We start from the raw sequence: 23,313 nt of genomic DNA, 5'->3' as shown, positions 1-23,313 counted from the left end.
CGACCCCTCAAGGAGAAGCCGAATGAGCATCGACGAGCAGGTCCTGCCCTACCCCATCCCGAACGACGCGGCGCTGCGGCCGCCCGCGGAGTGGGCCGAGCTGCGCGGCACGTGCCCGGTGGCGCACGTCGAGCTGCCGAGCGGCGACCGGGCCCGGCTGCTGACCCGCTACGAGGACGTCCGGCAGGTGCTGGCCGACCCGCGCTTCACCCGCCAGCTCAACGCGCCCGACGCGGCCCGGCTCTCGGCCGACGGCGGCGGCGTGTTCAACAGCGAGATGGCGATGATCATCCCCGACAGCGGGGAGGAGCACCAGCACTGGCGGCGGCTGGTCAGCAAGTGGTTCACCGCCAAGCGGATGAACGCCATGCGGCCCGCGATGGCCAGGATCGCCGAGGACCTCATCGACGAGATGGTCGAGCGCGGCGCGCCGGGCGACCTCAAGGCGTCGCTGGGCTTCCCGCTGCCGGTGTACGTCATCTGCGACATGCTGGGCGTGCCGGCCGAGGACCGCGACCGGTTCTCGTACTGGTCGGACACCCTGCTCAACCTCACCCGCTACGGCAAGGACGAGACCGAGGCCGCCCAGGCCGAGTTCTTCCAGTACATGACCGACCTGCTGGCCGGCAAGCGCGCCGAGCCAGGCGACGACCTGCTGAGCGAGCTGATCGCGGCCGGGGGCCCCGAGAACGGCGGGCTCGACGACCTGCAGATCCTGGTCACCGGCATGGCGCTGCTGGTCGCCGGGCACGAGACCACCGCCAACATGATCGGCAAGATGGTCTCCATGCTGCTCGCCGACCGCAGCCGCTGGGAGGCGCTGCTGGCCGACCGGTCGCTGATCCGCACGACGGTCGAGGAGTCGCTGCGCCTCGACGCCAACTCCGGCTTCGGCCTGCCGCGCTACCTCAAGGAGGGCACCGAGGTCAGCGGCGTCGAGCTGCCCAAGGGCACCACGGTCATCTGCAGCATGGCCGCCGCCAACCGGGACGAGAGCGCCTTCGAGGCCGCCGAGGAGTTCGACCTGACCCGCAGCCCCAACCCGCACCTGGCGTTCGGCGCGGGCGCGCACTCCTGCCTCGGGCAGGCGCTGGCCCGTACCGAGCTGCAGGTCGTGCTGGAGGTGCTGCTGCGCAAGCTGCCCACCCTGGAGCTGGCCGCCCCCGAGGCGGAGCTGGAGCGCGTCGAGGGGCTGGCCGTCGGCGGCCTCCGCACCGTTCCGGTCCGCTGGTAACCGTTCTGACTGAGGAGACATCTGCCATGAAAGTGACCATCGACGAGGACAAGTGCTGCGGCGCGGGGCAGTGTGTGCTCATCGCGCCGGAGGTCTTCGACCAGCGTGACGAGGACGGCATCGTCGTCCTGCTGGACGCCGAGCCGGGCGCCGACCGGCACGCCGCCGTGCATGAGGCGGCCGCGGTCTGCCCCGCGTTCGCCATCGAGGTGAGCGAATAGCGGCGAAGCGGCTTGTTTCCGCTTTGCGCAAATGGGCAGCACTCGACTGTCAGGTTAAGAAGCGTTGACCTGCCCAAGGGTCAGGTCGCCAAGCGACAGGAGCGTGCAGCGTGGCAGTCACCGGCATCATCTCCGCCCTCATCATCGGGCTCGTCATCGGTGTTCTCGGCCGTCTGGTCGTGCCCGGACGCCAGAGCATCCCGATCTGGCTCACCATCGTGATCGGTATCGTCGCCGCGCTGATCGGCACCGCCCTCGCGGCCGCGTTCGGGGTCGCCGACACCAAGGGCATCGACTGGATCGAACTGATCCTCCAGGTGGTGCTCGCCGGCATCGGCGTGGCGGTGGCGGCCGGGATGTACGGCCGACGCAGCGTGCGGTAAGCAGCCCGAGCGCTTCCCCCTCGCCGCCCGCATCGCGCGGCGGCGAGGGGGCTTTTCCTTTGTGGTGGTTCGACCAACTTGTACGTGTTAAGCGATCTGCAACCGTTCGGCACGTTCACGCGCGACACTTGAGTGTGTGAACGGCGTCCGAGGGCTGCTCGCGGGCACATGTCGCCAGCCGTTCCGCCGACGTCGAGGACGGAGGAAGGATGGACAAGCCGGCCGCCATGACGCTGCCGATCGACGCCGACCTGGCCAGGATCCGCCAGGCGGTGCGTGGCTTCGCCGAGGAGGCGGGGCTGGCGGGCGAGCGGCTCCAGAACCTGGTGCTCGCGGTCAACGAGGCCGTCACCAACGTCCTGGACCACGGGGCCGGCACCGGCTCGGTCCATCTGTGGCGGGCGGACGAGGGCGTACGCGTGCAGATCGTCGACCCGGCCGGGCGGCTCCGGCCCGCCGACCTGGACCGCTCGCCGCCCTGGCCGCCCACCCACGGGATGGGGCTCTGGGTGATCCGCCAGGTCTGCGACGAGGTACGGCTGGACCATCCGGAAGGCCACTCCCGGCTGGAGCTCTTCATGGCCTACCGGCCCGTCGCCGAGTCCCGCGGCGCGGCGTCGGCCGCGGACGCGCCTCCGCGCGGCACCCGGCCGCCGACACCCCGGCACCCGCTGCGGCTGCACCACCGCCGCGAGACGCCGGCCCCGGACGACTCCCCCGAGGACGACCCGGGGCGCTCCCGGTTCCAGGACGCCGCCGGCCAGTCCTGACCCGTCACCGGCCGGCGGTGGCGTGGTCCACCTCGACCACGATGTGGGGCTCCAGCGCCGCCAGGAAGTCCGCCGCGTCGAAGATCTCGCCCGCCGAGGCCACCCCGACGGCCTTGGTCCGCCCGGTGAGGATCCGGTGCACGGCCTCCACGGCGAGCGGGGCGCTGACGGCGTAGATGTCCTGCCCCCTGGCCACGGCCCGGCGCTCGGCCGAGCCGGCGCGGACCCGTACGTCCACGACGAACGACTGCGCCGAGCGCCCGAGCTCGTCCACCGCGACCGGGGCCGGCGTGTCGGCGCCGGAGAGGTCCTTGGCCGCCTCGACGGTCATGTACGAGCACACCTCGGGGATCGCCAGGTGGCTCGGCACGGTCACGATGTCGGCCATCGAGAACTCCCCGATCACGTCGCGCACGCCCGCCGGCTCCGGGAACGACCACGTGCCGGTCGGCGCGGCGTCGTCGCGGTACTCCAGCCGCCCGCCCGCGTAACGCACCCGCCGGCCGCCCCGCCGCCGCCGGGAGACCGCGCCCGCGTCACGGGTGCCGGTCGTGGGGTGCCAGCTGTCCAGCCCGTACGCCACGTGCGCCGAGTCCGCCTCCTGCCACTCGCCCATGGCCGCCGTGACCAGCAGGTCGCCGAGACCGCCGTAGAAGGCCATCGCCGGCACGACCACGGCCCCCGCCTTCTCGGCCCGCTCGGCGAACAGCGTGAACGTGTCCAGGTTCGCCTCGATCTCGGCCGCCACGTCCACGTAGGGGATCCCGGCCCGCAGCGCCGCCTCGACCACGGGACCGGCCGTGTCGGCGAACGGCCCGGCACAGTTGATCACCGCGTCGGCCCCGGCCAGCGCCCGGTCCAGCGCCGCCGGGTCGTCCACCGACGCCTCACGGACCTCCAGCTCCGGGTGCTCGGCGGCCAGGTCCCGCAGCTTGCCGCCGTCCCGCCCGGCGAGTACGGGCACGAGCCCGCGCCGCCGCAGCTCCGCCACCACGAAGCGGCCCGTGTGCCCGTACGCGCCGTAAACCGTGATCATCACATCTCCCTTGCCGCCGGAAAGCCTCACCCCCACATCGTGGCGGGGCAGGTGCTCACCGCACGAGCGTCCGGAACGACACGATGCGTACAATTCCGGACGTGAGCACAGTAGCGATAGCCGTCGCCGACGGGATACTCCACTTCGAGCTGGCCCTGGCCTACGAGCTGTTCAGCGGCGCGCCGCCGATGCCGGTCAGCCACTGGTACGAGCCCGTGATCTGCGGCGCGGCGCCCGTACGGGCCGACGGCCGGTTCCTGCTCGAACCCGACTGCGGGCTCGACCGGCTCACGAGCGCCGACACCGTGATCGTCCCCGGCTGGGCCGAGGTCGACGTGGACCCGCCGGCCGACCTCGTCGCCGCCGTCCGCGCCGCGTACGACGCCGGCGCGCGGGTGGCCTCGCTCTGCACCGGCGCGTTCGTCCTGGCCGCCGCCGGGCTGCTCGACGGGCGGCGAGCGACCACGCACTGGGCGCACGCCGAGGCCCTGGCCGCCCGCCACCCCGAGGTCGAGGTCGACGCCGACGTCCTCTACGTGGACGAGGGCAGCGTGCTCACCTCCGCGGGCAAGGCCGCCGCCCTGGACCTGTGCCTGCACCTCGTCCGCCGCGACCACGGCTCGGCGGTCGCCAACGCGATCGCCCGGCGGCTGGTCGTCGCGCCGCACCGGCCCGGCGGCCAGGCACAGTTCGTCGCCACCCCCGTGCCGGAGCCGGACGGCCACCCGCTCGGCGAGCTGCTCGGCTGGACCGTCGAGCACCTGGACCAGCCGCTCACCGTGGAGGACCTCGCCCGCCGGGCCAACCTCAGCTCGCGCCACCTCGGCCGCCACTTCAAGTCCATGACCGGCACCACGCCGCTCCAGTGGCTGCACACCCAGCGGATCCGGCGCGCCCAGGAGCTCCTGGAGACCACGGACGACAGCGTGGACGCCATCGCGGCGGCCACCGGCATGGGCACCGCGGCCACGCTCCGCCGCCACTTCAACCGCACGGTCGGCGTCCCGCCCGACGCCTACCGCCGCACCTTTCGTACCGGCAGGATCGCCGGCTGAGAACGTACGCTACCGATCATGACCGTTCCCCTCAGCGACGCCGTCCGGCGGCTCCTCGACGCGCCCAACGCCGGCGTCCTCGCCACCGTCAACCCCGACGGCAGTCCGCAGACCTCCGTCGTCTGGATCGGCACCGACGGCGACGACGTCGTCATCTCCTCCCAGGCCGGCCGGCGCAAGATCCGCAACCTGGAACGTGACCCGCGCGCCAGCCTGTGCGTCTTCGACCTCGCCGACTCCGAGCGCTACGTCGAGGTCCGCGGCACGGCCACGGTCACCGTGGACGAGGGGCGGCGGCTGGCGGTGTCCCTGGCCGAGCGCTACGAGGGCGAGGGCGCCGGTGAGGAGTACCTCCGGCTCCCTCCGGAGGCCGTCCGCGTCGTCATCCGTCTCACCCCGCATCGCGTGCTGGGTCAGGTGACCTGAGCTAGCGTGGAGGGGTGAGGCGTTACCGTAACGGCCGCTCGGCGGCGGCCCTCTCCGGCGGGTACGCCGCGCTGGTGGCGCTCCTCGGCGTCGTCTCCGTGGTCATCCTGCTGACCGTCCAGGACCCGATCCTGATCACCGGCGTCATCCTCATGATCGTCACCCTCCCCCTCGGGCCGCTCGTGTGGTGGGCCTGGGACGTGGTCCCGCTCGAGCTCAGGGACCCCGTCCTGCTGATCGTGATCCTCACGGTCGTGGGGCTGCTGCAGGCGTACGTGCTGTGGCGTCTCGCCCGGGGCCGGGCGCTGCAAGGATGAAGCCCGCCGCCCTGCCGGGTGACCGGGACATGCGGGTCTGGGACGTGCTGTGCGCCGGGACCACTCTGGGAGTCCTCGCCTGGGGCGCGGTCGGCGCGTGGACGGCCGCCACGGTCGAGACCTACCCGTGGAACGCCTGGATCCCGTTCCCCGTCGGCGCCGCCAAGGGGGCGGTGCTCGGGCTGCTCGCCGCCGCCGCCGTTCTCGCCGTCCTGCCCAAGGGGCCGCGGCTCGGGCGGAGCGGGCCGGCGTTCTGCGCCGCGTTCGCCGGCGGCGCCTCCGCGCTCGCGCCCGAGATCCGGGGCAACGGCGGGCACGCCAACGAAGGACCCCTGGCGATCCTGTTCTGCTGGTCCGTCGGGCTGCCGGTGCTGTTCGCCGGGCTGGTGCGATGGGGCCTGCTCCTTGGCCGTCGGGCGGGCGGCGGGAGACCGGCTGAGCCGGCCGCGGCGATCAGGCCGGTCGTCCGGCCCTGACCCGGTCGTGGTGCTCGCGTACGACGGTGAAGCCGGCCGACCGGTACAACGCCACGGCGGCCTCGTTCGCGGCCGGTGTCACCACGGCGACCGCGCTCGCGCCGCTCCGGGCGAGCGCCGCGCACGTGCCCAGCACGGCCTCGCGGCCGTAGCCGTGCCCGCGGTGGTCCGGGTGGGTGCCGACCGGCTCCAGCAGCCCGCACCTGCCCGCGCCGGCGAACCAGCCGGTCGCGGCGGCGGCGGGCTCCCCCGCCGGCGTGCGCACGAGCGTCTCCACGGCCAGCTCGCCCGCCGGCGACCGCCTCATCGCCCGCCACCGCTCGACGGTGAACGTGGAGCCCTCGAACGCGGCCCGCTGCACCAGCACCCGATCGGCCGCGTCGTCCGCGCCTACCGGCTCGCCGTGGTCCGGGACCGGGCGCGGCGTCCACGACATGACCAGCCACGGCGAGTCCTGGTCGAGCCCCCATCCGGGCATCGGCAGGCCGTCGCACCAGTCGTCGCCGGGCCCCAGCGCCTCCTCGGCGTCGGCCGAGAGCGCCTCCAGGTCGGCGCCGGGGGCGGCCGTCACGCGCAGCACGGGACCGTCGAGAAAGCCGGCCGCCACCGGCTCCCCGTCATCGAGCCAGAGCAGAACGGCCGCGTCGTCGAAGTGTAGATACCACCCCACGTCCCCGGGATGGAGGCCGCCGCCCGGCACGTCGGCCGGCGTCCACGCGCACAGCGCCCGCAGCGCCGGGCCGGTCTCCGCGGGGGTCAGGCGGCGGCGTACGAGCGAGGACATGGACGGCAGCCTAGCCCGGCTCGCTCTCCTGTGACAGGGGCGCACAATCGGGCACGTGGTCCCGCAGGCCCAGACGGCTCTCGTAGATGTCGACCTTGTGAGTGATCAGCTTGAGGCATTCGTCGAGCTCGTGCCGCTGGGCGAGCACGCGTTCGCGGTGCTCGCGCAGCACCTCGAGCCGTTCGGCCTCGTTGCCCTGGCCGGCCCTGACGAGCTCGGTGTAGCGCCGGATGTCGGTCAGGGGCATGCCGGAGGCCCGCAGCCGGATGCACACGCCCAGCCAGTCGACGTCGCCCTCGTCGTAGATCCGGTGTCCCGCGGCGCCTCGCCGCACGGGCTGGGCCAGCAGGCCCTCCCGCTCGTAGAACCGGAGGGTGTGCACGCTGAGCCCGGTGCGTTCGGCGACCTGGCCGATGCTCAAACCCGACATGTCATTCAGTTTGCCTTAGAGCGCACTCTAGATCCTACGGTTCGCAATCATGAGATATCGCATCCTCGGCGGCACCGGCATCGAGGTCAGCACCTACTGCCTCGGCACCATGATGTTCGGCGCGGCCGGCAACCCCGACCACGACGACAGCATCCGCATCATCCACACCGCGCTCGACCACGGCATCAACTTCGTCGACACCGCCGACATGTACTCGGCGGGCGAGTCGGAGGAGATCGTGGGCAAGGCGCTGCAGGGCCGGCGGGACGACGTCGTCCTGGCGACCAAGGTGCACTTCCCGATGGGAGAGGGGCCCAACCGCGGCGGCAACTCGCGGCGCTGGATCACGCGCGCCGTCGAGGCGAGTCTCAGGCGGCTGCGTACGGACTGGATCGACCTCTACCAGATCCACCGCCCCGACCACCGTACGGACATCGAGGAGACCCTCTCCGCGCTGACCGACCTGGTGCGCCAGGGCAAGATCCGGGCCTTCGGCAGCTCGGCCTTCCCCGCCCACGAGACCGTCGAGGCCTACCACGTGGCCCGGCAGCGCGGCCTGTACCGGTTCCGCACCGAGCAGCCGCCGTACAACATCCTGGCCCGCGGCATCGAGGGCGACGTGCTTCCCACGGCGCAGCGGCTCGGCATGGGCGTGCTCACCTACAGCCCGCTGGGCTGGGGGTTCCTGACCGGCCGCTACCGCAAGGGGCGGGAGATCGACCTGTCGCAGGGCCGCGCCGCCCGCGCCCCCGAACGGTTCGACCCGTCGGTCCCGGTCAACGCCGCCAAGCTGGAGGTCGTAGAGGGGCTGGTGAAGCTGGCGGACGAGCTCGGCCGCACCCTGCCCGAACTGGCCGTCGCCTTCGTCGCCTCCCATCCGGCGGTCACCTCGGTCATCCTCGGGCCCCGTACGATGGAGCAGCTTGAGGGCCTGCTGAAGGGCGCCTCGCTGACGCTCGACGACGCCGCGCTCGACCGGATCGACGAGCTCGTGCCGCCCGGCACCAACGTCTACCAGCCGGTCGCCCTCTGGAACCCGCCACCCCTGACCGACCCCGCGCTCCGCCGCCGCCCGCCGGGCGACCGCGCCGCGAGCTGACTCAGACCCTGACCCCGCCCCCGCCCCCGCCTGTCACCGTCACCTGGGGATCGCCGGCGCCGTGCAACCAGGGACGACCTCCCGAGCGTCTGGGACAGCGAGTGATCATCGCCGACCCGGTTCCGGAAAGGGAGAAGACGGAGTGCGAAAGACGACGAAGAGAGCGGCGGGCGCGTTCCTGCTGGTCGCCGCATCCATCATCGTGTTACCCCCCGCTCACGCGAGCGCCGGGGCAGCGGGGAACGCCCGCAGCGTCACCCTGATCACCGGCGACCGGGTGGTCCTCGCACCGGACGGAAGTCCCCTGATCACGCCGGGCAAGGGAAGGGAAGGCATCGACTTCCACACCTTCGGCAGCGGCGAGCGGTTGCGGGTCGTGCCGGGTGACGCGATCGAGCCCCTGCGGCAGGGGCGCCTGGATCCGCGCCTGTTCGAGGTGAGCACGCTGGCCGCGTCCGGTTACGACGACCGGAGCCGGCACCTGGCGCTCGTCGTCACCGGTGCGCCCGCGCTCAGATCGTTGCGCGGCGGGGCGGGGCAGCGGACGCTGGCCGCCGTCGACGGTTTCGCCGTGCGGCAGGACAGAGCGCAGGCCGTCCGGTTCTGGCAGGACCTGCGGAACGTCGAGGGCAAGATCTGGCTCGACGCGCGCGTGAAGCCGTCCCTTGACACGAGCGTCAAGCAGATCGGCGCTCCCGCGGCCTGGGCGAAGGGGCTCACCGGCGCGGGAGTCAAGGTGGCGGTGCTGGACAGCGGCATCGACAGTGCCCATCCTGACCTGGCCGGGAAGGTGGTCGCGCGAGCCGACTTCACCGAGACGCCCGACGAACGCGATGTGTCCGGTCACGGCACGCACGTGGCGTCCACCATCGCGGGCACCGGAGCGTCCTCCGGCGGCAGGTACCGCGGGGCGGCGCCGGACGCCCAACTGCTGGACGGCAAGGTGTGCGAACCGGATTTCTGCACCTACTCCGCCATTCTGGCCGGGATGCAGTGGGCCGCCGACCAGGGCGCCCGGGTGGTCAACATGAGCCTGGGCGGCCTGGACGAGCCCGGTCTCGACCCGTTGGAGGAGGCCGTTCAGCGACTGAGCGAGAGCCACGGGACGCTGTTCGTGGTCGCGGCGGGCAACGACGGGGCCGACCGTTCGGTCAGCTCCCCCGCCAGCGCGGACGCCGCCCTGGCCGTGGGGGCCGTGGACCGGACGGACCGGCTGGCGGACTTCTCCAGCAAGGGCCCGCGCGTGGGCGACCACGGGCTGAAGCCGGAGATCACCGCACCTGGTGTGGAGATCACCGCCGCGCGGAGCAAGGACAGCGCGGGCAGCGGCCCGTACGTGGCCATGTCGGGGACCTCGATGGCGACCCCGCACGTCGCGGGAACGGCCGCGCTGCTGGCGGGCGCGCACGCGAACTGGAAGGCGGCCGAGCTGAAGGCCGCGCTCATGGGCTCGGCCAGACCACAGCCGCAGACGGGGGTGTTCGCCCAGGGAGCGGGACGCGTGGACGCCGAGCGGGCGGCCACGCAGACGGTGACCGCGGACCCGCCCGGCCTGGGGTTCGGCCTGCAGCGCTGGCCCCATGCCGACGACGAGGTGCTCACCAGGAAGCTCACCTACCGCAATCACGGTGACTCGCCGGTCACCCTCGACCTCGGCGTCACGTCGGGCACGACCTTCTCGGTGAGCCCGGCCACGCTGACGGTGCCCGCGGGCGGACAGGCAGAGGCGACGGTGACGGCGGACACGCGCACGGGCGAGCCCGACGGCTTCCTCGGCGCCTTCGTCGAGGCCAAGGGGCCGGGCGGCGTCGTGGTGAGCACGCCCGCCGCGGTGGAGAAGGAGATCGAGAGCTACGACCTGACCGTCAACCAGACCGACCGGTCGGGCAGGCCGACGGCCGACTATCAGATGGTGATCTGGCGGCTGGACGCCGCGGAGCCGTCGCCCCAGGTGTTCTGGCCGACCGAGAGCTCGATGACCTTCCGCCTGCCGAAGGGCGAGTACCTGCTGGACTCCACCGTCCTGAGCGAGGACGGCGTGGCGCTGCTCGTGCAGCCACGCCTGCGCCTGGACAGGGCGTGGACCGTCGAGGCGGACGCCCGGCTGGGCCGGCCCACGGCGATCCGCCCGCCCACGCCCGGCGCGGAGCTGAAGGAGGGCAGCGTCGCGTACTTGTTCAGGACGCCCGGCCGGTTGAACGTCAGAGGCTGGTACCCGAGGAGCTTCGCCAGGGCGTTCACCGCGCAGCTCGGCCCCTAAGCAGACGGAAGAGGGCATGCTCACCCGGGTGAGCGCGCACTACCAGGCGGGTCAGGACAGCTACCGGCTCGCCTGGTTCGAGCGGGACCGCATGATCACCGGCTATGACCGGGCGGTGGATCCCAAGAGTCTGGCGCGCGTACGTGTCGACGTCGCGGAGCATCTGCCTGGCGCCCAGGTGCTGGTCAGCCGTCAGGCCGCGCCGAGCCATGGCGTCATGCCCACGAGGTATGACGGCCTGCACGAGCTCACCCCGCCGTCGACGTTGACCGAGTACGTCAACACCGACGACGGCATCCGCTGGTACGCCACCATGGTCGAGTACGGCGCCGACGACCAGATCAACACGCTCTCGTCCGCGCCCGTGCGGCTGCGGCCGGGCAGCGTCAGCACGGAGTTGTGGAACCGCGGCCTGTTCGGCCCCTCACTCCCGGCGGAGGACCAGCCGCGCGAGGTCGCGAGCCGCACCGGCGACACGATCGCGGTGGATCTGCCGATGTTCGGCGACGGGCGCGGGTCGATCGGGGACTCCTGGCCGGCCACCGAGCACGTGTCCCTCTACCGCGACGGCCAACTCGTCGGCGAGAGCGACTGGCTCATGGAGAGTTTCACCGTACCGGCGGGCGGGGGGACGTACCGGCTGGTCGCCGACGCGGAGCGGGGAGAGTCCGCGGTGTTGTCCACGCGCAGCTCGGCGACGTGGACGTTCCGGTCGGAGAGTACGAGCTCGCCGACCCGGCTGCCGCTGTCCGTGGTGCGGTTCACCCCTGACCTCGACGCGCGCAACTCCGCTCCGGCGGGGCGGCGCTTCATGGTGCCGTTCACCGTGCAACGGCTCGCCGGAAGCGCGGCGGGCCCCGCGCGTGAGGTGGTCGTGGAGGTGTCGTACGACGACGGCGCGACCTGGAGCCGGGCGAAGACCGCCGGGTCCAAGGTCGTCCTGGACCATCCTGGGCGCAGCGGGTTCGTGTCGCTTCGGGCCCGTTCGACCGACGTCAACGGCAACACGGTGGAGCAGAGCGTGATCCGCGCCTACCGGATCACCGCTCCGTAACGGTACGTCCGCTCCCGGCGGTCCCTGGCGGGGCCGCCGGGAGCGTGAGCCGCGCCCCCGCCGCCCGTCGGCTCGTACCATGTCGACGTGGGATCGACCGTGCCGCGATGGGAGATCACGCTCCCGTCGCCTCCCGGCGGCCTGCCCGGGGTCACGATGGCGGGCTTCAGCGACCGCGCCAACGAGCTCACCGACCTCGCGCTGGTGCCGCACCCCGCCGTCACCGTGCTGTTCGACCTCGGTGACGAGCCGTTCGTGATCGAGGACGGCCGCGGCGCGCGGCAGCGGGAGCGCGTCGTCGCCGGGCTCGCGCCCGACCGGGCCCGCGGGCGAGGGCTGGTCAGGAGCTGGGAGTGCCTGCAGGTGCGACTCTCGCCGCTCGTCGCCCACGCCGTGCTGGGCGCGTCCGCGGAGCTGGGCGGGACGGTGGCCGCGCTCGACGACCTGTGGGGACGCGAGGCCCTGCTGATCCAGGAACGCCTGCGCGAGGCCAGCTCCTGGCGGGAGCGCTTCGCGATCGCGGAGACCGCGCTCGCCCGCAGGGCCGACCCGCGCCGCACGGTGGACCCGGAGGTGGCCTTCTCCTGGCGGCGGATGGTGGCCGGCCGGGGCCGGGTACGCGTCGGACGGCTGGTCGCCGAGACCGGCTGGAGCCGCAAGCGCCTGTGGTCCCGCTTCCGCGACCAGATCGGCCTCACCCCCAAACGGGTCGCCCAGCTCATCCGCTTCGACCACGCGGTCCACCGCCTGGCCGCCGGTCAGCGGGCCGCCTTCGTGGCGGCCGAGAGCGGCTACGCCGACCAGTCCCACCTGAACAGGGACGTCATGGCCTTCGCCGGGACCACGCCGACGGCGGTCGCGCGCTCGCCGTTCCTCGCGGTCGACGACGTCGCCTGGCCCTACATGGCGGGAAAAGGGTTGGACGGGACGACGTCCGGGCTTGTAGCTTGCAGGCGACCGTGACGCCGCCCGAGGAGGTGAGACCCATGAACGCTGTATCGCTGTGGGTGCTCCCCCTCCCCGTCACGGCCGGGCGATCGATGTAGGTGTCGCCGGGAGCGCCTTCCTGACAAGGCACTTCCGAAAGGCAACACCTGTGCACTCTTCCCCCTTCGACGTGATCATCGCCGGGTGCGGTCCGACCGGCGCGATGCTGGCCGCCGAACTGCGGCTGCACGACGTCCGGGTGCTCGTCCTGGAGCAGGAGACCGAGCCCAAGTCCTTCGTACGCATCGTCAGCCTGCATGCCCGCAGTCTGGAGCTGATGGCGATGCGCGGGCTGCTGGACCGCCTCCTCCCGCATGGCAGGCGGCGTCCGGCCGGCGGCATCTTCGCCGCCATCGCCAAACCCGCGCCCAAGAGCCTCGATTCCGCGTACGCCTACTTGCTGGGCATCCCGCAGCCCGTCGTCGAACGCCTGCTGGAAGAGCATGCGATCAAGCTGGGCGGGCAGGTCCGGCGCGGCCGCGCGGTCACCGGCCTCGCGCAGGACGACGAGGGCGTGACCGTCGAGCTGGCCGACGGCGAACGGCTGCGTACGCGCTATCTCGTCGGCTGTGACGGCGCGCGCAGCACGGTACGCAAACTGCTCGGAGTCGGCTTCCCTGGCGAGCCCTCGCGCACCGACACGCTGATGGGCGAGATGGAAGTGGGCGTACCGCAGGAGGAGATCGCCGCCAGGACGGCCGAACTCCGCGACACCCATCACCGATTCTGGCTCCGGCCCTTCGGCGAAAGGATCTACAGCGTCCTGGTCCCCGCCGCGGAAGTCAGCGACCGCGCGCAACCGCCCACCCTCGACGACTTCCGGCGACAGTTGCACGCCATCGCCGGTACCGACTTCGGCGTGCACTCCCCGCGCTGGCTGTCCCGCTTCGGAGACGCCACCCGGCTGGCCGAGCATTACCGGGCCGGGCGGGTGCTGCTGGCCGGCGACGCGGCACACATCCACCCGCCGATCGGCGGCCAGGGCCTCAACCTGGGCGTCCAGGACGCCGTCAACCTCGGCTGGAAACTGGCCGCGCAGATCCGCGGCTGGGCCCCTGACACGCTGCTGGACACGTACGAGGCCGAACGCCGCCCGGTCGCCGAGGACGTGCTCGACAACACCCGCGCCCAGACGGAACTCCTGTCCACCGAACCTGGCGCCCGGGCCGTACGCAGGCTCCTCACCGAACTGATGGACTTCGACGAGGTGAACCGCCACCTGACCGAGAAGATCACCGCAACCGCCGTCCGCTACGACTTCGGTCCGGGCCCCGACCTCCTCGGCCGCCGCCTCCCCGACCTCGAAGTGGAACAGGGCCACCTCTACGGCCTGCTGCACCACGGCCGCGGCCTGCTGCTGGACCGCACCGGGCGCCTGACCGCCGGCGGCTGGTCCGACCGCGTCGATCACCTCGCGGACCCCTCTGCGGCACTGGACGTCCCGTGCGTCCTGCTCCGCCCCGACGGCCACGTCGCCTGGATCGGCGACAACCAGCAGGACCTGAACGACCACCTCTCCCGCTGGTTCGGCAAGCCCGCCGCCCAGGCACCCGCGATCAGTCGAGGCCGGTGAGATCGTACGCGACGTCGGCCAGCCTGATCGCGCGGATTTGGGGGTCGTCGATCAGGGCGCGGAGGTCGGCGACGCGGGCGTGCTGGGTGACATAGGCGTACGCCAGGCCGTCGGCGGCCCACTTTCGCAGCAGCTTCAGACCGAGGCCGAACTTGTCCAGGTTGACCGCGTCATGATCGCGCAGGTCTCCGACCCAGCGACGGAACCCGGCCAAGCCGTTCCTGGGAAGTTCGGCGTCGGTGAGCTCCGGGGCGTCGCCTTGTGACGCATCCGGCAGAGGCGTGTCCAGGCGCCAGCTGATCGGGGTCCCGCCGATCCGCCCGTCGTAGATCGCTATCTCCGGTGGGACGCCTCCGTGTCGCTGAACGAACGCCGAGAACTCGCGCTCCCCCAACGGCTCGGCGAAATCGACCACCGCCAGGGCGTACATCGACTCGGGCAGCCGGTCCAAGATCTTCTTGGTGTCCGCCTTGCCAGGAGGGGCATCCGTGCCGACCGAGTCGAGCGCCGTGAACAGGGACGTCTCCTTGAGGAACCCCGGAGGCGGCCAGTCGACTCGCCCGAACTGGTTCTGGCTCACCGTGAAGTCGGCACCGCCGAACTGGTTCGGCGTGGAGTATCCGCCGGCTCGGAGCGGGGTGAGCCGCACGGTGAAGGAGAGTGAGAACGGTGTCGTGTCACAACACATCATGGCATCGACCTGGTAGCCGGGGTTGGCGACCTGCAGGGCCGTGCCGAGCACGTTCAGCATGCGATCGTCCCGGTCGCCGCGCCGCTGGAACCACTGGGCCCCTAGGTTGAGCAGCAACACGACCACGAGCAACATCACGGCGGAAGTGAGTGCGGTGCGCAGCACACCCCGCCGTACGGCTCGTCTCGTCCTGCCCGCGTCGAAGTCCGGAATGGGAGGGAGGAATTCCTGTTCGGTCATCGGCGTGCTCCATAGCTCTCGGCAAAGGCGGCGCGGGCCCGCCACAGGGCGGTTTTGACCGACGAGACGGAACGGCCGGTCATCGCGGCCACCTCGACCAGGGAGAACCCGTCGAAGTAGACGAGTGTGAGCAGCCGGCGCTGCTGCTCCGGCATGCGGTCCAGCACGTCGCGGACCTCGACGGCGTCCTCGATGAGCTCGGGGACGCCCAGAGCGTCGGGAGAAGGCAGAGGCAGGGAGATCCGGCTCCGGCGTACGTGGTCGAGGAGGACGTTGCGGGCGATGGCGAGCAGCCACGCGGCCGGGGACTCGCCGCGCCAGCCGAGCATCGCGCGGGTGGCCTTGACGAACGTCTCCTGAGCGAGATCCTCGGCGAGGTGCGGGTCACGGGTCCGGCGCATGAGATATCCGCAGACCAGATGCCAGTGCTCGCGATAGAGCTGCTCGATCCGGCTGCCGATGGCGTCCTCCGCGAACGGGGTGTCGTCTTCACACCCTCACAGACGAAGCCATCCGCCCCATGGTCACATCCGAATCCGTACGACAGCCGTCGCCGGCGTTATTCACGGCCTCGCAGCAATGTCACAGTCAGCCAGATGATGGTGGGAAGGAGCAGCAGCAACACGGCGATGCCGCTTCCGACGAGAAGGGCGTCATCGCTCAATGACGAGGAGATGAAGGCGTTATCGTCGTCCATCTTCGTGACGGTAGCGGAGGAACACCCGCTGGTGCGGGCCGAGAGGCGCTGAAAAGATCATGCCGTGTCCCAGCTGCACCAGCGCGTCACAGCCCTCCTCTCCGAAGCCGGTTACCGCAGTGACGAACCGCTAGCGGTCGGGCTGCAACGTCGCGGCGTTCCGCCCTTTTCCCTCGCCCAAGGGCTGACCGCCACGACGCTCGTCTACGCGGCATCACTCTCAAAGCAAATGACCGCGGCCTGCGCAGCCCTGCTCACCCAGCAGGGCGCGCTGGACGTGGACTCGCCTCTGTCGTACTGGTTGCCTCAGCTACCGGCGTGGGCCGGCACTATCACCCTGCGCCACCTCATCCATCACACCGCGGGCCTCCCTGCCGACCACAAGATCGACGCCATCATCGCCGGCGACCCTGATCGGACCAGCTCGGGCGTCATCCAAGCACTCACCCGGTTCCCGGCCCTGGACCACCCGCCGGGCGCCGCCCATGTCTATTCCAACGCCGGATACGTCTGCCTTGCCGCAGCGGTGGAACGAGCGGCGGACCTGCCGCTGCCCGAGGTCGCGCGACGCCACCTGTTCGTCCCGCTGGCGATGCCGGACACGCGCTACTGGGCCGGGCCTGACCCTGCGCCCCCGGGTGCCGCACCGCTCGTCCGACCGCACCCCGCCCCGCTGTCCTTGGGCGACGGAGGGGTATGGACGACCCTCAACGATCTGCTGTGCTGGGGCCAGGCGCTCAACGCCGACGAACTCGGCATCTCGGCGCTCCTGCAGACCCCAGGGCACCTCGATGACGGAACACCACTCGACTACGCCTGGGGCATCGGCGTCCGCTCACACGGCGGGTACCGCGTCTACCGGCACGGAGGAGGCTGGACGGGCCTGCGCGCCCTGCACGCCTGGGTGCCCGAGCTGGACCTGACCATGGCCGTCATCGCGATCAACGACCACACCGAACGCCGAATCCCGGTCATCAACGGCCTCCTCGACAAGGTCACCTCTTAAGCGCCCCGGCGGACCTGCGTGACCTGTGCCCCCGGCGCGGGCCGGGAGCGCGCCCCTGGTCCAGGCCACGAAACGGGCCGCCGCCTGGTCGGCGTTGCCCCCGGCGTGGAACCCCTCGGCGGGCTGCGGCGCGGCCCCGACCTGGTGCGGCCACCGTACCGGCTCCTGCTGTCCGTGCAGATGCACGTGGATGGACTGGTCGCGAGCGGCCTGGATCACGCGGGCCTGCCCGGAGGCGGTGGCCTCCAACCGGATCCGCGGCTGCGGCAACCATGGCTGAACTGCGAGGACTGCCATGATGGGGCTGTGCCTGACCTGAGGTGGGACGACGTGAAGGTCCTCTTCGACCCTGAGGTCAACGGAGCCCTGCCGGACGTCGTCGTCGAGAGGACCACAGTCGAGGACTGGCAGCTGCTTCTGGACCTCGTCCGGGCGCAGGGCTGGCAGTGCACCTATTCGGTGGGCGGCGAGCCGACGGAGCTCACCTCTGCTGCCGGCATGGCCGAAGCCGCACATGCCGGCGAGACACCCGAGCTGCGGGTCCGGCCGGTCAACGACATGCTGCTCATCTTCCGCATGTATCAGGTCGAGTCGATCGACTTCGATGTCGACCTGAGAGAGTTGCGGGGTCAGGAACGGCTGGACGTCCTCATGGACGTCTTCCGCCTGATCGGACGACGCCTCGGGAAGTCCGTGCTGCTGAGCGCGGAAGGATCCCCTGACCATCCAGATCTGGGGTTCGACGTCGACGCTGACCGCGTGGTGCTGCTGGTGGATCCGAACGATCCGTACATGTGACAACGGCCGGAGGACTTCCAGCGCGGCACTGTTTCGTCGGACCCGTCTGCCATCCTCTCCATCATCCGTCCCGAGAGAACAGGACCCCCCGTGAACACCTACGAATGGCTCGACGACGAAGCGTTCTGCGCGACCTTCGTCCGCGGTCTCAGCCCACACGAGGCGCTGGCCCGTCTCGGCATCGACGTGTTGGACGGGGATGACGAGGAAGGCGAGTTCGAGGAAGGGCTCATCTGCGCCCGACCGGCCGAGGGCGGGACCATCCTGAGCGAGTGGAACGGCTTCGCCGGCACCCTGCCTGAGGTGCTGCAGCGCTTGTCGGCCGGGACGGTCGCGGCGAGCGTCTTCGTCAACGTCAACCTGGTCGCGTCCTTCGTCCATTATGCCGACGGCCGCAGCATCCTGACCTTCGACCCGCTGTTCGGCGACGACGAGGACGGCATCCCGGAGGACTTCCTGGCCGACCGGACCAAGCTCGAACTGCCCGGCAACACGTCGGGGGGCGGGCTCGCCGCCGCGCTGCTGCTGGCCGAGCGCATCACCGAGGTGCGCCCGAACGCGTCAAGCGACGTGGTGGCCGCCCACGGCGTCCTCGAATACTGAGGAAGCCAAAGGTCAGCGGTCGAACCAGCGTGCCGCCGCAGGCGTGAGCAATCCGACGACGATCGCCAACGGCAGGAGTGTGGCCGGGTGGACCAGCGTCACCCGACCGAACTCCCTGTCGACGACACACCAGCGCACCCACTTCCTACGGGACGACCATCGAGCCACCAGCCACCCCATGAGCACCACGACTCCGACGAGCCGGAGCGACAGGGCAAAAAGCCGCGGATCGCTGAACGCGGCGAGGCCGAAGGCCAGCTGCACAATCATGATGAATCTGAGGGCCCGCACGACGGACGGCCTCGTTCATTTGATCAGCCTGCCAAGTAATCAGGGAGAGAGGCAGGAATGAATGCGGAACCACACTCCTCACCTTCTATGAAGTAACAGGCATAAGGCCGGCAAGTATGCCTGAGCCGATCAGCAAGAAGGCGACGAACGTGAGGAGCTTGGCAGCCAGCCTCGACATCTACCTCTGCCCTACTTCACAAGAGGTCGAATGCCCCCGCCACAGCGGGTTCGACATCTGCTGCGACAACATTGCCGGGCACATCCCCGTGCGAACATCTGCCGTCGACCCACCCGAAAGGAACGGGAAGGGCCCCGAGGCCAAGGCGGAGCCCAACTGGAGGACCGACCTTAACCTCGTGGCCCTGATCTGCCCGGCTTGTCCCGGGCCGACGGCGCGCGGGATGATCAGGTTTCCACCTCAGCCACTTGCAGCCCGGAAGGAAGGCTCGGCATTACCCCGAAGTCGGAGCGCCCCGCTGGAGGCATGGAAGGAATTCGCTGTGCGATTGTCGAGGCTGATTGCGGGCTGGTTCTGGCGAGTGGATGCATCTTTGGGTGGCGACGCCAAGCCGCATCGCGGTCAGCGTTTCTCTGCGGCCCACCCTGTGCGCCTGGGGCTGGTCGCCGGCGCTGCTGTCGGCGGCTTCTTCCTCCTCTTCTCGTTGATCAGCGCCGCAGCCGGATACGAATACGCCTTCGCGCCGCCAGCCTTGCTCTTCTGCCTCTGCGTATCCGCCTTCGGCGCGGTGAGCATGATGGGCATCGGCTACTTCGAGCGCTGGCATCAACGGCACCACGGCCACTACCCACATGAGGCCCAGAGCGAGCGCGGCAACCACCCACAGCGGCCGGCACGCGACCTGCGGGAACGCACTTAAGATCAGCGCACCTTCATTGGCGGACCAGCGGTTCGCCCCTCGAATTCGGCAGCCGGAAAGACTTGATAGCCACCCGCGGCATCAGCGCACACCACTCTCGTAATCAGCGACGGATGGTGCCGACGAGCAGGAGCCCATCCAGGCTGCTCGGAGTGAACACCACACCAGTGATCTCGGCGGCCAGCAGGAACGCACGCGAGATCCTGTTGCTGTACATGTCATCCCACGTCGCCTCCCATACCTCATCATCCAGCTTCTCCGGAGGCAAGCCGGACTCACGCATGAGCTCGTTGATCCGGTCCGGGTCGCTGCCCCACCGCGTGCCCGGCAGGTGCGGCGTGAAGCTGGTGACGACCTCGCCATCTACCGCGTACACGAAGCTGTCCTCGGCATAATCGTGCCGTCCGACGGCCACCACCTCGCACCCCCGGGACAGCCCGATCAACGGCTCTGCCAGCGTCGCCTGGAAACCCCGCAGTTCGACGGCCACACTCCACCCACCGGCACCGGCCTGGACGACGCCGACATGGTCGTCGGTCATCCCCATGGACTCCCAGACTTTCCGCGCGAGTTCGTGGAAAGTCATCCTCCGCCCTGGGCGTCCGGCCCCGAAGCGGCACAGCTCGAACGAAGCGCCCTATGGTCCATTGCCTACCGCAGCTGCGAAGACCGACCGCGACTGCGAGGTCAAAACCCTTCGACAATCCGTGCGTCCGTTGGCAGCCTTACCGGCATGCGACAGGAGGACATCTGGGACGCCGAGACCGCCCAGAGCTATGACACGCCGGGCGTCGGCATGTTCGCCCCCGAGGTCTTGGAGCCGACCGTGGACCGCCTCGCCGAACTCGCAGGCGAGGGTCGTGCGCTTGAGTTCGCCATCGGCACAGGCCGGGTGGCTGTGCCGCTGGCCGAGCGCGGCGTGCCCGTCACCGGCATCGAGCTGTCAGCTCCGATGATCGACCAACTTCGTACGAAGGTGGACGAGGCGACGATCCCAGTGATCGCCGGCGATATGGCAACAGCGACGGCTCCCGGGAAATACACGCTCGTCTACCTCGTCTTCAACACGATCTCCAACCTACTCACCCAAGCCGAACAGGTCGCCTGCTTCCGTAACGCTGCCCGTCACCTTCTACCCGGCGGCCGCTTCGTGATCGAGCTCTGGGTCCCTGAGCTGCGCAAGCTCCCCTCGGGTCAGCAGGCCGTGGTCTTCCACAGCGAGCCCGGCTACATCGGCTTGGACACCTACGACATCGTGCGGCAGCAGCTTGTGTCACACCACTTCACGTTCGATGCGAGCAGACAGGCCCGCCTGTTCCGCAGTCCCCACCGCTACATCTGGCCATCAGAGCTCGACCTCATGGCCCAACTGGCCGGGTTCGAGCTGGAAAGCCGGCATGCCGACTGGGCGGGAGCAGACTTCACCGCGGAGTCCCGCTCCCACGTGTCCGTCTACCGCATCCCGCCGGGCAACTAGCTCCCTCATGTGGTGTCAGGCGGCGTCCGCCGGGGCGAGCAGACGATACGCCACAACGGGGGGCAAGGCGCCAAGGAAAGGCCCCCTCGCCTGAAGTGAACGATCTTCATCAAGGTCAGTAACACTCTGCCTCACGTGTTGTCCAATGACAGCCCCTTCTCCGCTGCCGAGGAACTGGCCTACGACCTCCAGCAGTCGCGACGCCTGCCGGACGTAAGGATTCCGTGAGAAACGTCGGCCTGGGCGGTGCTTAGGGTGATCACGACATCGCCCCGTGCGTGCCTCCGAAGGGACTCAACATGCGCCGATCCCTCCGCCGTGCCATGACCATGGCCATCGCCCTGATCGCGACCACGTCGTTAGCCCCGCTCGCCTCTGCGCCGGCCGCCGCCGCGGGTCCGAAGCACCTCCGCATCGTCCACCTCGGCACCCTCGGCGGCACATGGAGCATCGCCCGAGGGATCAACGACCGCGGCCACGTCGTCGGCGACAGCCCGCTGGAGTCAGGGGTCAGCCACGCGTTCCTGTGGAAGAACGGCACGATGACCGACCTCGGCACGCTCGGTGGCGAGACCAGCTTCGCCTCCGGAATCGACGACGACGGCCGCATCGTCGGCTGCAGCGAGCTGCCCTCGGGCCAGTGGACTCCCTTCCTCTGGCACAACGGCAAGATGAACGACCTTGGCGCGCACGGCGCCCCCGGCTACTGCGGCGCAGCGATCGCCAACGGGCACATCACCGTCACTTACGCGCCCACGCCCGGTTTCGCCGAATATCGAGCCTTCCTGCTGTCCGGTGACGTCAAAACCGCCATCGACCGCCGCCCTGGCCTGACCGCCAACGCCGTCAACGACCACGGCCAAGTGGTCGGCGCCGACAACTACACGGTCAACGACGAGGGCTTGCCGCTGTCGACCTACCAGGCGTACCTGTGGCACAACGGCACCGGACGCGAGCTCGGCACGCTCGGTGGGATGAGCGCCCCCAGCTCGATCAACAACCTCGGCCAGGTGGTCGGCAACTCCGACACGGCCGACGGCCACCGCCGCGGCTTCTTCTGGAACGGCTCCTCCATGACGGCCCTTCCCCTGCCCGCCGATGCCTCCGACTACGCCGGCGCCGACGCCATCAACGACCGCGGCCAGATCGTCGGCGGCTACATCAAGGCTGGCGACTGGTACAACTTCGCAGCCCTGTGGGACTCCCCCACCACCCAGCCCCGCCTCCTACCGCTGCCCACGGATGCGCGGGTAACCAGCACCCAGGCTTTCGACATCAACGACCTAGGCTGGATCGCCGGCTCCGTCACCTACTACTGGAGCACCGGCCGCGGCACCCAGGCCGTCATCTGGCGCTGACCAAGTGCCCGGAAGAGGGGCTGCCGCGCTTTTCGTACGCGACTACACCTCCCAGACCTAGCCGCGTATCCGCCGTGGACGGCCGCCCGTTGATCACGGACAGCCGGACGCGGAGCGAGAGGCCCGTCACCGCGTCTCCGCAGGTGACGGGGCTGTATCCGTACGGCGGCATGGCGCTTGAGTTGGCGGGGTCGGCGGTCGGTGTGGCGGCCCGTGCCGCTGCCGCCCGGGACCGCCCCCAGCCCGCATGCCCGGGCGGCAGCCGGAGTTCGCTGACGATCCCGCCGGTCGCTGCACTTCTCGGCTGTACCGTGCACCCCTTCCTCGGGTGGCCCGAAGCACGGGCCCATCCGAGGTGGGTGCTCAGCGCCTGGTCTCGTACCTGGTCATGAGTACGCCGCCGGGGAACGTCCGGGTCTCCACCAGGTTCAGGTTCACCCAGTTGTCCAGGGCCGTGAAGAACGGCGTGCCGCCACCCACCAAGACCGGTGCGGTGACCAGCACGTACTCGTCGATCAGCCCGGCCCGTGAGGCCGCTGCGGCGAGTGTGGCGCCGCTGATGTCCATGAAGTCACCGTCCTCGGCCTTGAGCCGGGTGATCTCGGTGACCGCGTCGCCGGTGACCAGGCGGGTGTTCCAGTCGACCGTACTGATCTTCGAGGAGAACACCACCTTCGGCATGTCCCGCCAACGGCCGGCGAACTCGATCTGCGCCGGTGTGGCACCAGGCTGCTGGTCGGCGGTCGGCCAGTGGGAGCTCATCGTCTCCCACAGTCTGCGCCCGTACAGCGCCAGGCCCGTCGCGCCCACCCGGTCGGACCACCACTGGAACTGCTCGTCGCTCGACACGCCCCAGCTGAGGTCATCGCCGGGTGCGGCGATGTAGCCGTCCAGGCTCACGTTCATCCCGAAGGTCAGTTTCCGCATGGCGTCAGCCTCCTGTGTGTCGGTACTCGGCGTACAGACCAGGACGGCGCGGAAAAATCACCGGTCAGGCCACACCGATCCATGCGGAAGTACCGGAGCAGGTGGGACAGGGCGCGCGGACCTCGGCACCCGACCAGTGGAAACGCCAGCCAGCCGTGAAGCAGATGCACCGGACCGATGGGACCGGGCAGCAGATGACCGTGATCGACGTGTGCCCAACGCACGGGTCGTGCCTGCGGCCC

At 70.5% G+C, this 23,313-nt stretch carries 28 protein-coding genes; 19 read left to right on the top strand and 9 right to left on the bottom strand.

Translation table 11 applies throughout. The features are described 5' to 3' along the window. Window positions 1-22: 22 nt before the first annotated feature. From BMW85_RS10750 to BMW85_RS10735, 4 genes are all read left to right on the top strand, one after another. Window positions 23-1,234: a cytochrome P450 gene (locus BMW85_RS10750; protein ID WP_091080004.1), complete on the top strand. Its 1,212-nt coding sequence runs from the start codon at window positions 23-25 to the stop codon at window positions 1,232-1,234. 26 nt (window positions 1,235-1,260) lie between these two features. After that, complete coding sequence (locus tag BMW85_RS10745; protein ID WP_091080003.1) at window positions 1,261-1,455, top strand: ferredoxin; 195 nt, start codon at window positions 1,261-1,263, stop codon at window positions 1,453-1,455. A gap of 110 nt (window positions 1,456-1,565) precedes the next feature. Continuing rightward, complete coding sequence (locus tag BMW85_RS10740) at window positions 1,566-1,838, top strand: GlsB/YeaQ/YmgE family stress response membrane protein (RefSeq protein WP_091080000.1); 273 nt, start codon at window positions 1,566-1,568, stop codon at window positions 1,836-1,838. Window positions 1,839-2,047: 209 nt separating this feature from the next. Further along, the gene (locus BMW85_RS10735; RefSeq protein WP_091079998.1) at window positions 2,048-2,608 is read left to right on the top strand and encodes an ATP-binding protein; all 561 of its coding nucleotides are present in this window, start codon (window positions 2,048-2,050) and stop codon (window positions 2,606-2,608) included. A gap of 4 nt (window positions 2,609-2,612) precedes the next feature. Here the strand turns inward: BMW85_RS10735 and BMW85_RS10730 are convergent, their stop codons facing one another. Beyond that, window positions 2,613-3,644 carry a saccharopine dehydrogenase family protein gene (locus tag BMW85_RS10730; RefSeq protein ID WP_091079995.1) on the bottom strand — a complete coding sequence of 344 codons (1,032 nt, stop codon included), beginning with the start codon at window positions 3,642-3,644 and terminating at the stop codon, window positions 2,613-2,615. A 101-nt stretch (window positions 3,645-3,745) separates the two neighbouring features. On the opposite strand from BMW85_RS10730, the gene BMW85_RS10725 reads away from it, so the two are divergent. Genes BMW85_RS10725 through BMW85_RS10710 form a run of 4 tightly spaced genes read left to right on the top strand, consistent with a single transcriptional unit; the run spans window position 3,746 to window position 5,918 of the window. After that, window positions 3,746-4,699 (top strand): helix-turn-helix domain-containing protein, encoded by a 954-nt coding sequence (locus tag BMW85_RS10725; protein ID WP_245774719.1) that lies wholly within the window; start codon window positions 3,746-3,748, stop codon window positions 4,697-4,699. A gap of 18 nt (window positions 4,700-4,717) precedes the next feature. Beyond that, the gene (locus tag BMW85_RS10720) at window positions 4,718-5,125 is read left to right on the top strand and encodes a PPOX class F420-dependent oxidoreductase (RefSeq protein ID WP_091079992.1); all 408 of its coding nucleotides are present in this window, start codon (window positions 4,718-4,720) and stop codon (window positions 5,123-5,125) included. A gap of 14 nt (window positions 5,126-5,139) precedes the next feature. Continuing rightward, on the top strand, window positions 5,140-5,442 hold the full coding sequence (locus BMW85_RS10715; RefSeq protein ID WP_091079990.1) for an SCO4225 family membrane protein: 303 nt from the start codon (window positions 5,140-5,142) through the stop codon (window positions 5,440-5,442). After that, window positions 5,439-5,918, top strand: a complete 480-nt coding sequence (locus tag BMW85_RS10710; protein WP_143082207.1) for a hypothetical protein — start codon at window positions 5,439-5,441, stop codon at window positions 5,916-5,918. The genes BMW85_RS10715 and BMW85_RS10710 overlap by 4 nt, the downstream gene beginning before the upstream one ends. Here the strand turns inward: BMW85_RS10710 and BMW85_RS10705 are convergent. Both BMW85_RS10705 and BMW85_RS10700 read right to left on the bottom strand, forming a co-directional pair. Next, window positions 5,896-6,702 (bottom strand): GNAT family N-acetyltransferase, encoded by an 807-nt coding sequence (locus BMW85_RS10705; RefSeq protein ID WP_091079985.1) that lies wholly within the window; start codon window positions 6,700-6,702, stop codon window positions 5,896-5,898. The two genes, BMW85_RS10710 and BMW85_RS10705, sit on opposite strands and share 23 nt — an antisense overlap. A gap of 10 nt (window positions 6,703-6,712) precedes the next feature. After that, window positions 6,713-7,132: a MerR family transcriptional regulator gene (locus BMW85_RS10700; protein WP_091079984.1), complete on the bottom strand. Its 420-nt coding sequence runs from the start codon at window positions 7,130-7,132 to the stop codon at window positions 6,713-6,715. A 49-nt stretch (window positions 7,133-7,181) separates the two neighbouring features. Between BMW85_RS10700 and BMW85_RS10695 the strand changes: the two genes are divergently transcribed. From BMW85_RS10695 to rox, 5 genes are all read left to right on the top strand, one after another. Then, entirely contained in the window at window positions 7,182-8,231 is a 1,050-nt protein-coding gene (locus BMW85_RS10695) for an aldo/keto reductase (RefSeq protein ID WP_091079981.1), read from the top strand. A gap of 142 nt (window positions 8,232-8,373) precedes the next feature. Then, window positions 8,374-10,491, top strand: coding sequence for a S8 family serine peptidase (locus tag BMW85_RS10690; protein ID WP_177240598.1), 2,118 nt, complete (start codon window positions 8,374-8,376; stop codon window positions 10,489-10,491). Window positions 10,492-10,507: 16 nt separating this feature from the next. Continuing rightward, window positions 10,508-11,545, top strand: coding sequence for a molybdopterin-binding protein (locus BMW85_RS10685; protein WP_091079978.1), 1,038 nt, complete (start codon window positions 10,508-10,510; stop codon window positions 11,543-11,545). Window positions 11,546-11,632: 87 nt separating this feature from the next. Next, window positions 11,633-12,508, top strand: coding sequence for an AraC family transcriptional regulator (locus BMW85_RS10680; RefSeq protein ID WP_245774718.1), 876 nt, complete (start codon window positions 11,633-11,635; stop codon window positions 12,506-12,508). Between the two features lie 133 nt (window positions 12,509-12,641). Next, complete coding sequence (gene rox, locus BMW85_RS10675) at window positions 12,642-14,105, top strand: rifampin monooxygenase (RefSeq protein ID WP_281249566.1); 1,464 nt, start codon at window positions 12,642-12,644, stop codon at window positions 14,103-14,105. Here the strand turns inward: rox and BMW85_RS10670 are convergent. From BMW85_RS10670 to BMW85_RS49450, 3 genes are all read right to left on the bottom strand, one after another. Further along, complete coding sequence (locus BMW85_RS10670; protein ID WP_143082206.1) at window positions 14,089-15,036, bottom strand: hypothetical protein; 948 nt, start codon at window positions 15,034-15,036, stop codon at window positions 14,089-14,091. The genes rox and BMW85_RS10670 overlap by 17 nt on opposite strands. Then, complete coding sequence (locus tag BMW85_RS10665; RefSeq protein ID WP_281249571.1) at window positions 15,033-15,485, bottom strand: RNA polymerase sigma factor; 453 nt, start codon at window positions 15,483-15,485, stop codon at window positions 15,033-15,035. The genes BMW85_RS10670 and BMW85_RS10665 overlap by 4 nt, the downstream gene beginning before the upstream one ends. A gap of 110 nt (window positions 15,486-15,595) precedes the next feature. After that, a complete protein-coding gene (locus tag BMW85_RS49450; RefSeq protein ID WP_177240597.1) occupies window positions 15,596-15,733 on the bottom strand; it encodes a hypothetical protein in 138 nt (45 codons plus the stop codon). A gap of 64 nt (window positions 15,734-15,797) precedes the next feature. Between BMW85_RS49450 and BMW85_RS10660 the strand changes: the two genes are divergently transcribed. From BMW85_RS10660 to BMW85_RS10650, 3 genes are all read left to right on the top strand, one after another. Continuing rightward, a complete protein-coding gene (locus BMW85_RS10660; RefSeq protein ID WP_091079972.1) occupies window positions 15,798-16,739 on the top strand; it encodes a serine hydrolase domain-containing protein in 942 nt (313 codons plus the stop codon). Between the two features lie 174 nt (window positions 16,740-16,913). After that, the gene (locus BMW85_RS10655) at window positions 16,914-17,537 is read left to right on the top strand and encodes a hypothetical protein (protein WP_245774716.1); all 624 of its coding nucleotides are present in this window, start codon (window positions 16,914-16,916) and stop codon (window positions 17,535-17,537) included. Between the two features lie 90 nt (window positions 17,538-17,627). Continuing rightward, complete coding sequence (locus BMW85_RS10650) at window positions 17,628-18,140, top strand: DUF6461 domain-containing protein (RefSeq protein ID WP_091079969.1); 513 nt, start codon at window positions 17,628-17,630, stop codon at window positions 18,138-18,140. A gap of 12 nt (window positions 18,141-18,152) precedes the next feature. Here the strand turns inward: BMW85_RS10650 and BMW85_RS10645 are convergent, their stop codons facing one another. Beyond that, window positions 18,153-18,410: a hypothetical protein gene (locus tag BMW85_RS10645; protein WP_143082205.1), complete on the bottom strand. Its 258-nt coding sequence runs from the start codon at window positions 18,408-18,410 to the stop codon at window positions 18,153-18,155. A 137-nt stretch (window positions 18,411-18,547) separates the two neighbouring features. On the opposite strand from BMW85_RS10645, the gene BMW85_RS48290 reads away from it, so the two are divergent. Continuing rightward, window positions 18,548-19,309: a hypothetical protein gene (locus BMW85_RS48290; protein ID WP_143082204.1), complete on the top strand. Its 762-nt coding sequence runs from the start codon at window positions 18,548-18,550 to the stop codon at window positions 19,307-19,309. Between the two features lie 103 nt (window positions 19,310-19,412). Here BMW85_RS48290 and BMW85_RS10635 read toward each other — a convergent pair whose 3' ends face one another. Beyond that, entirely contained in the window at window positions 19,413-19,895 is a 483-nt protein-coding gene (locus BMW85_RS10635) for a DUF6461 domain-containing protein (RefSeq protein ID WP_091079963.1), read from the bottom strand. Window positions 19,896-20,042: 147 nt separating this feature from the next. On the opposite strand from BMW85_RS10635, the gene BMW85_RS10630 reads away from it, so the two are divergent. Together BMW85_RS10630 and BMW85_RS10625 are read left to right on the top strand one after the other, a co-directional pair. After that, window positions 20,043-20,786, top strand: a complete 744-nt coding sequence (locus tag BMW85_RS10630) for a class I SAM-dependent DNA methyltransferase (protein WP_091079961.1) — start codon at window positions 20,043-20,045, stop codon at window positions 20,784-20,786. A gap of 329 nt (window positions 20,787-21,115) precedes the next feature. Next, entirely contained in the window at window positions 21,116-22,144 is a 1,029-nt protein-coding gene (locus BMW85_RS10625; RefSeq protein ID WP_177240596.1) for a hypothetical protein, read from the top strand. Window positions 22,145-22,507: 363 nt separating this feature from the next. Here the strand turns inward: BMW85_RS10625 and BMW85_RS10620 are convergent, their stop codons facing one another. Beyond that, window positions 22,508-23,071, bottom strand: a complete 564-nt coding sequence (locus BMW85_RS10620) for a dihydrofolate reductase family protein (protein WP_091079956.1) — start codon at window positions 23,069-23,071, stop codon at window positions 22,508-22,510. Window positions 23,072-23,313 lie beyond the last annotated feature (242 nt).

The sequence above is a fragment of the Nonomuraea wenchangensis genome (assembly GCF_900111685.1).
In the GTDB taxonomy this organism is placed as follows: Bacteria; Actinomycetota; Actinomycetes; order Streptosporangiales; family Streptosporangiaceae; genus Nonomuraea; species Nonomuraea wenchangensis.
Note: the sequence above shows the minus strand (reverse complement) of the source record. Positions and strands in the feature narration are given on the sequence as shown.

Bases quoted from the DNA above. Each gene is read 5' to 3' on its own strand.
- BMW85_RS10720 (WP_091079992.1), top strand. From the start codon at position 4,718: ATGACCGTTCCCCTCAGCGACGCCGTCCGGCGGCTCCTCGACGCGCCC.
- BMW85_RS10695 (WP_091079981.1), top strand. From the start codon at position 7,182: ATGAGATATCGCATCCTCGGCGGCACCGGCATCGAGGTCAGCACCTAC.
- BMW85_RS10705 (WP_091079985.1), bottom strand. From the start codon at position 6,702: ATGTCCTCGCTCGTACGCCGCCGCCTGACCCCCGCGGAGACCGGCCCG.
- BMW85_RS48290 (WP_143082204.1), top strand. From the start codon at position 18,548: ATGCCTGAGCCGATCAGCAAGAAGGCGACGAACGTGAGGAGCTTGGCA.
- BMW85_RS10750 (WP_091080004.1), top strand. From the start codon at position 23: ATGAGCATCGACGAGCAGGTCCTGCCCTACCCCATCCCGAACGACGCG.
- BMW85_RS10630 (WP_091079961.1), top strand. From the start codon at position 20,043: ATGCGACAGGAGGACATCTGGGACGCCGAGACCGCCCAGAGCTATGAC.
- BMW85_RS10620 (WP_091079956.1), bottom strand. From the start codon at position 23,071: ATGCGGAAACTGACCTTCGGGATGAACGTGAGCCTGGACGGCTACATC.
- BMW85_RS10685 (WP_091079978.1), top strand. From the start codon at position 10,508: ATGCTCACCCGGGTGAGCGCGCACTACCAGGCGGGTCAGGACAGCTAC.
- BMW85_RS10735 (WP_091079998.1), top strand. From the start codon at position 2,048: ATGGACAAGCCGGCCGCCATGACGCTGCCGATCGACGCCGACCTGGCC.
- BMW85_RS10710 (WP_143082207.1), top strand. From the start codon at position 5,439: ATGAAGCCCGCCGCCCTGCCGGGTGACCGGGACATGCGGGTCTGGGAC.
- BMW85_RS10745 (WP_091080003.1), top strand. From the start codon at position 1,261: ATGAAAGTGACCATCGACGAGGACAAGTGCTGCGGCGCGGGGCAGTGT.
- BMW85_RS10670 (WP_143082206.1), bottom strand. From the start codon at position 15,036: ATGACCGAACAGGAATTCCTCCCTCCCATTCCGGACTTCGACGCGGGC.
- BMW85_RS10645 (WP_143082205.1), bottom strand. From the start codon at position 18,410: ATGATTGTGCAGCTGGCCTTCGGCCTCGCCGCGTTCAGCGATCCGCGG.
- BMW85_RS10635 (WP_091079963.1), bottom strand. From the start codon at position 19,895: ATGACTTTCCACGAACTCGCGCGGAAAGTCTGGGAGTCCATGGGGATG.
- BMW85_RS10730 (WP_091079995.1), bottom strand. From the start codon at position 3,644: ATGATCACGGTTTACGGCGCGTACGGGCACACGGGCCGCTTCGTGGTG.
- BMW85_RS10625 (WP_177240596.1), top strand. From the start codon at position 21,116: ATGGCCATCGCCCTGATCGCGACCACGTCGTTAGCCCCGCTCGCCTCT.
- BMW85_RS10700 (WP_091079984.1), bottom strand. From the start codon at position 7,132: ATGTCGGGTTTGAGCATCGGCCAGGTCGCCGAACGCACCGGGCTCAGC.
- BMW85_RS49450 (WP_177240597.1), bottom strand. From the start codon at position 15,733: ATGGACGACGATAACGCCTTCATCTCCTCGTCATTGAGCGATGACGCC.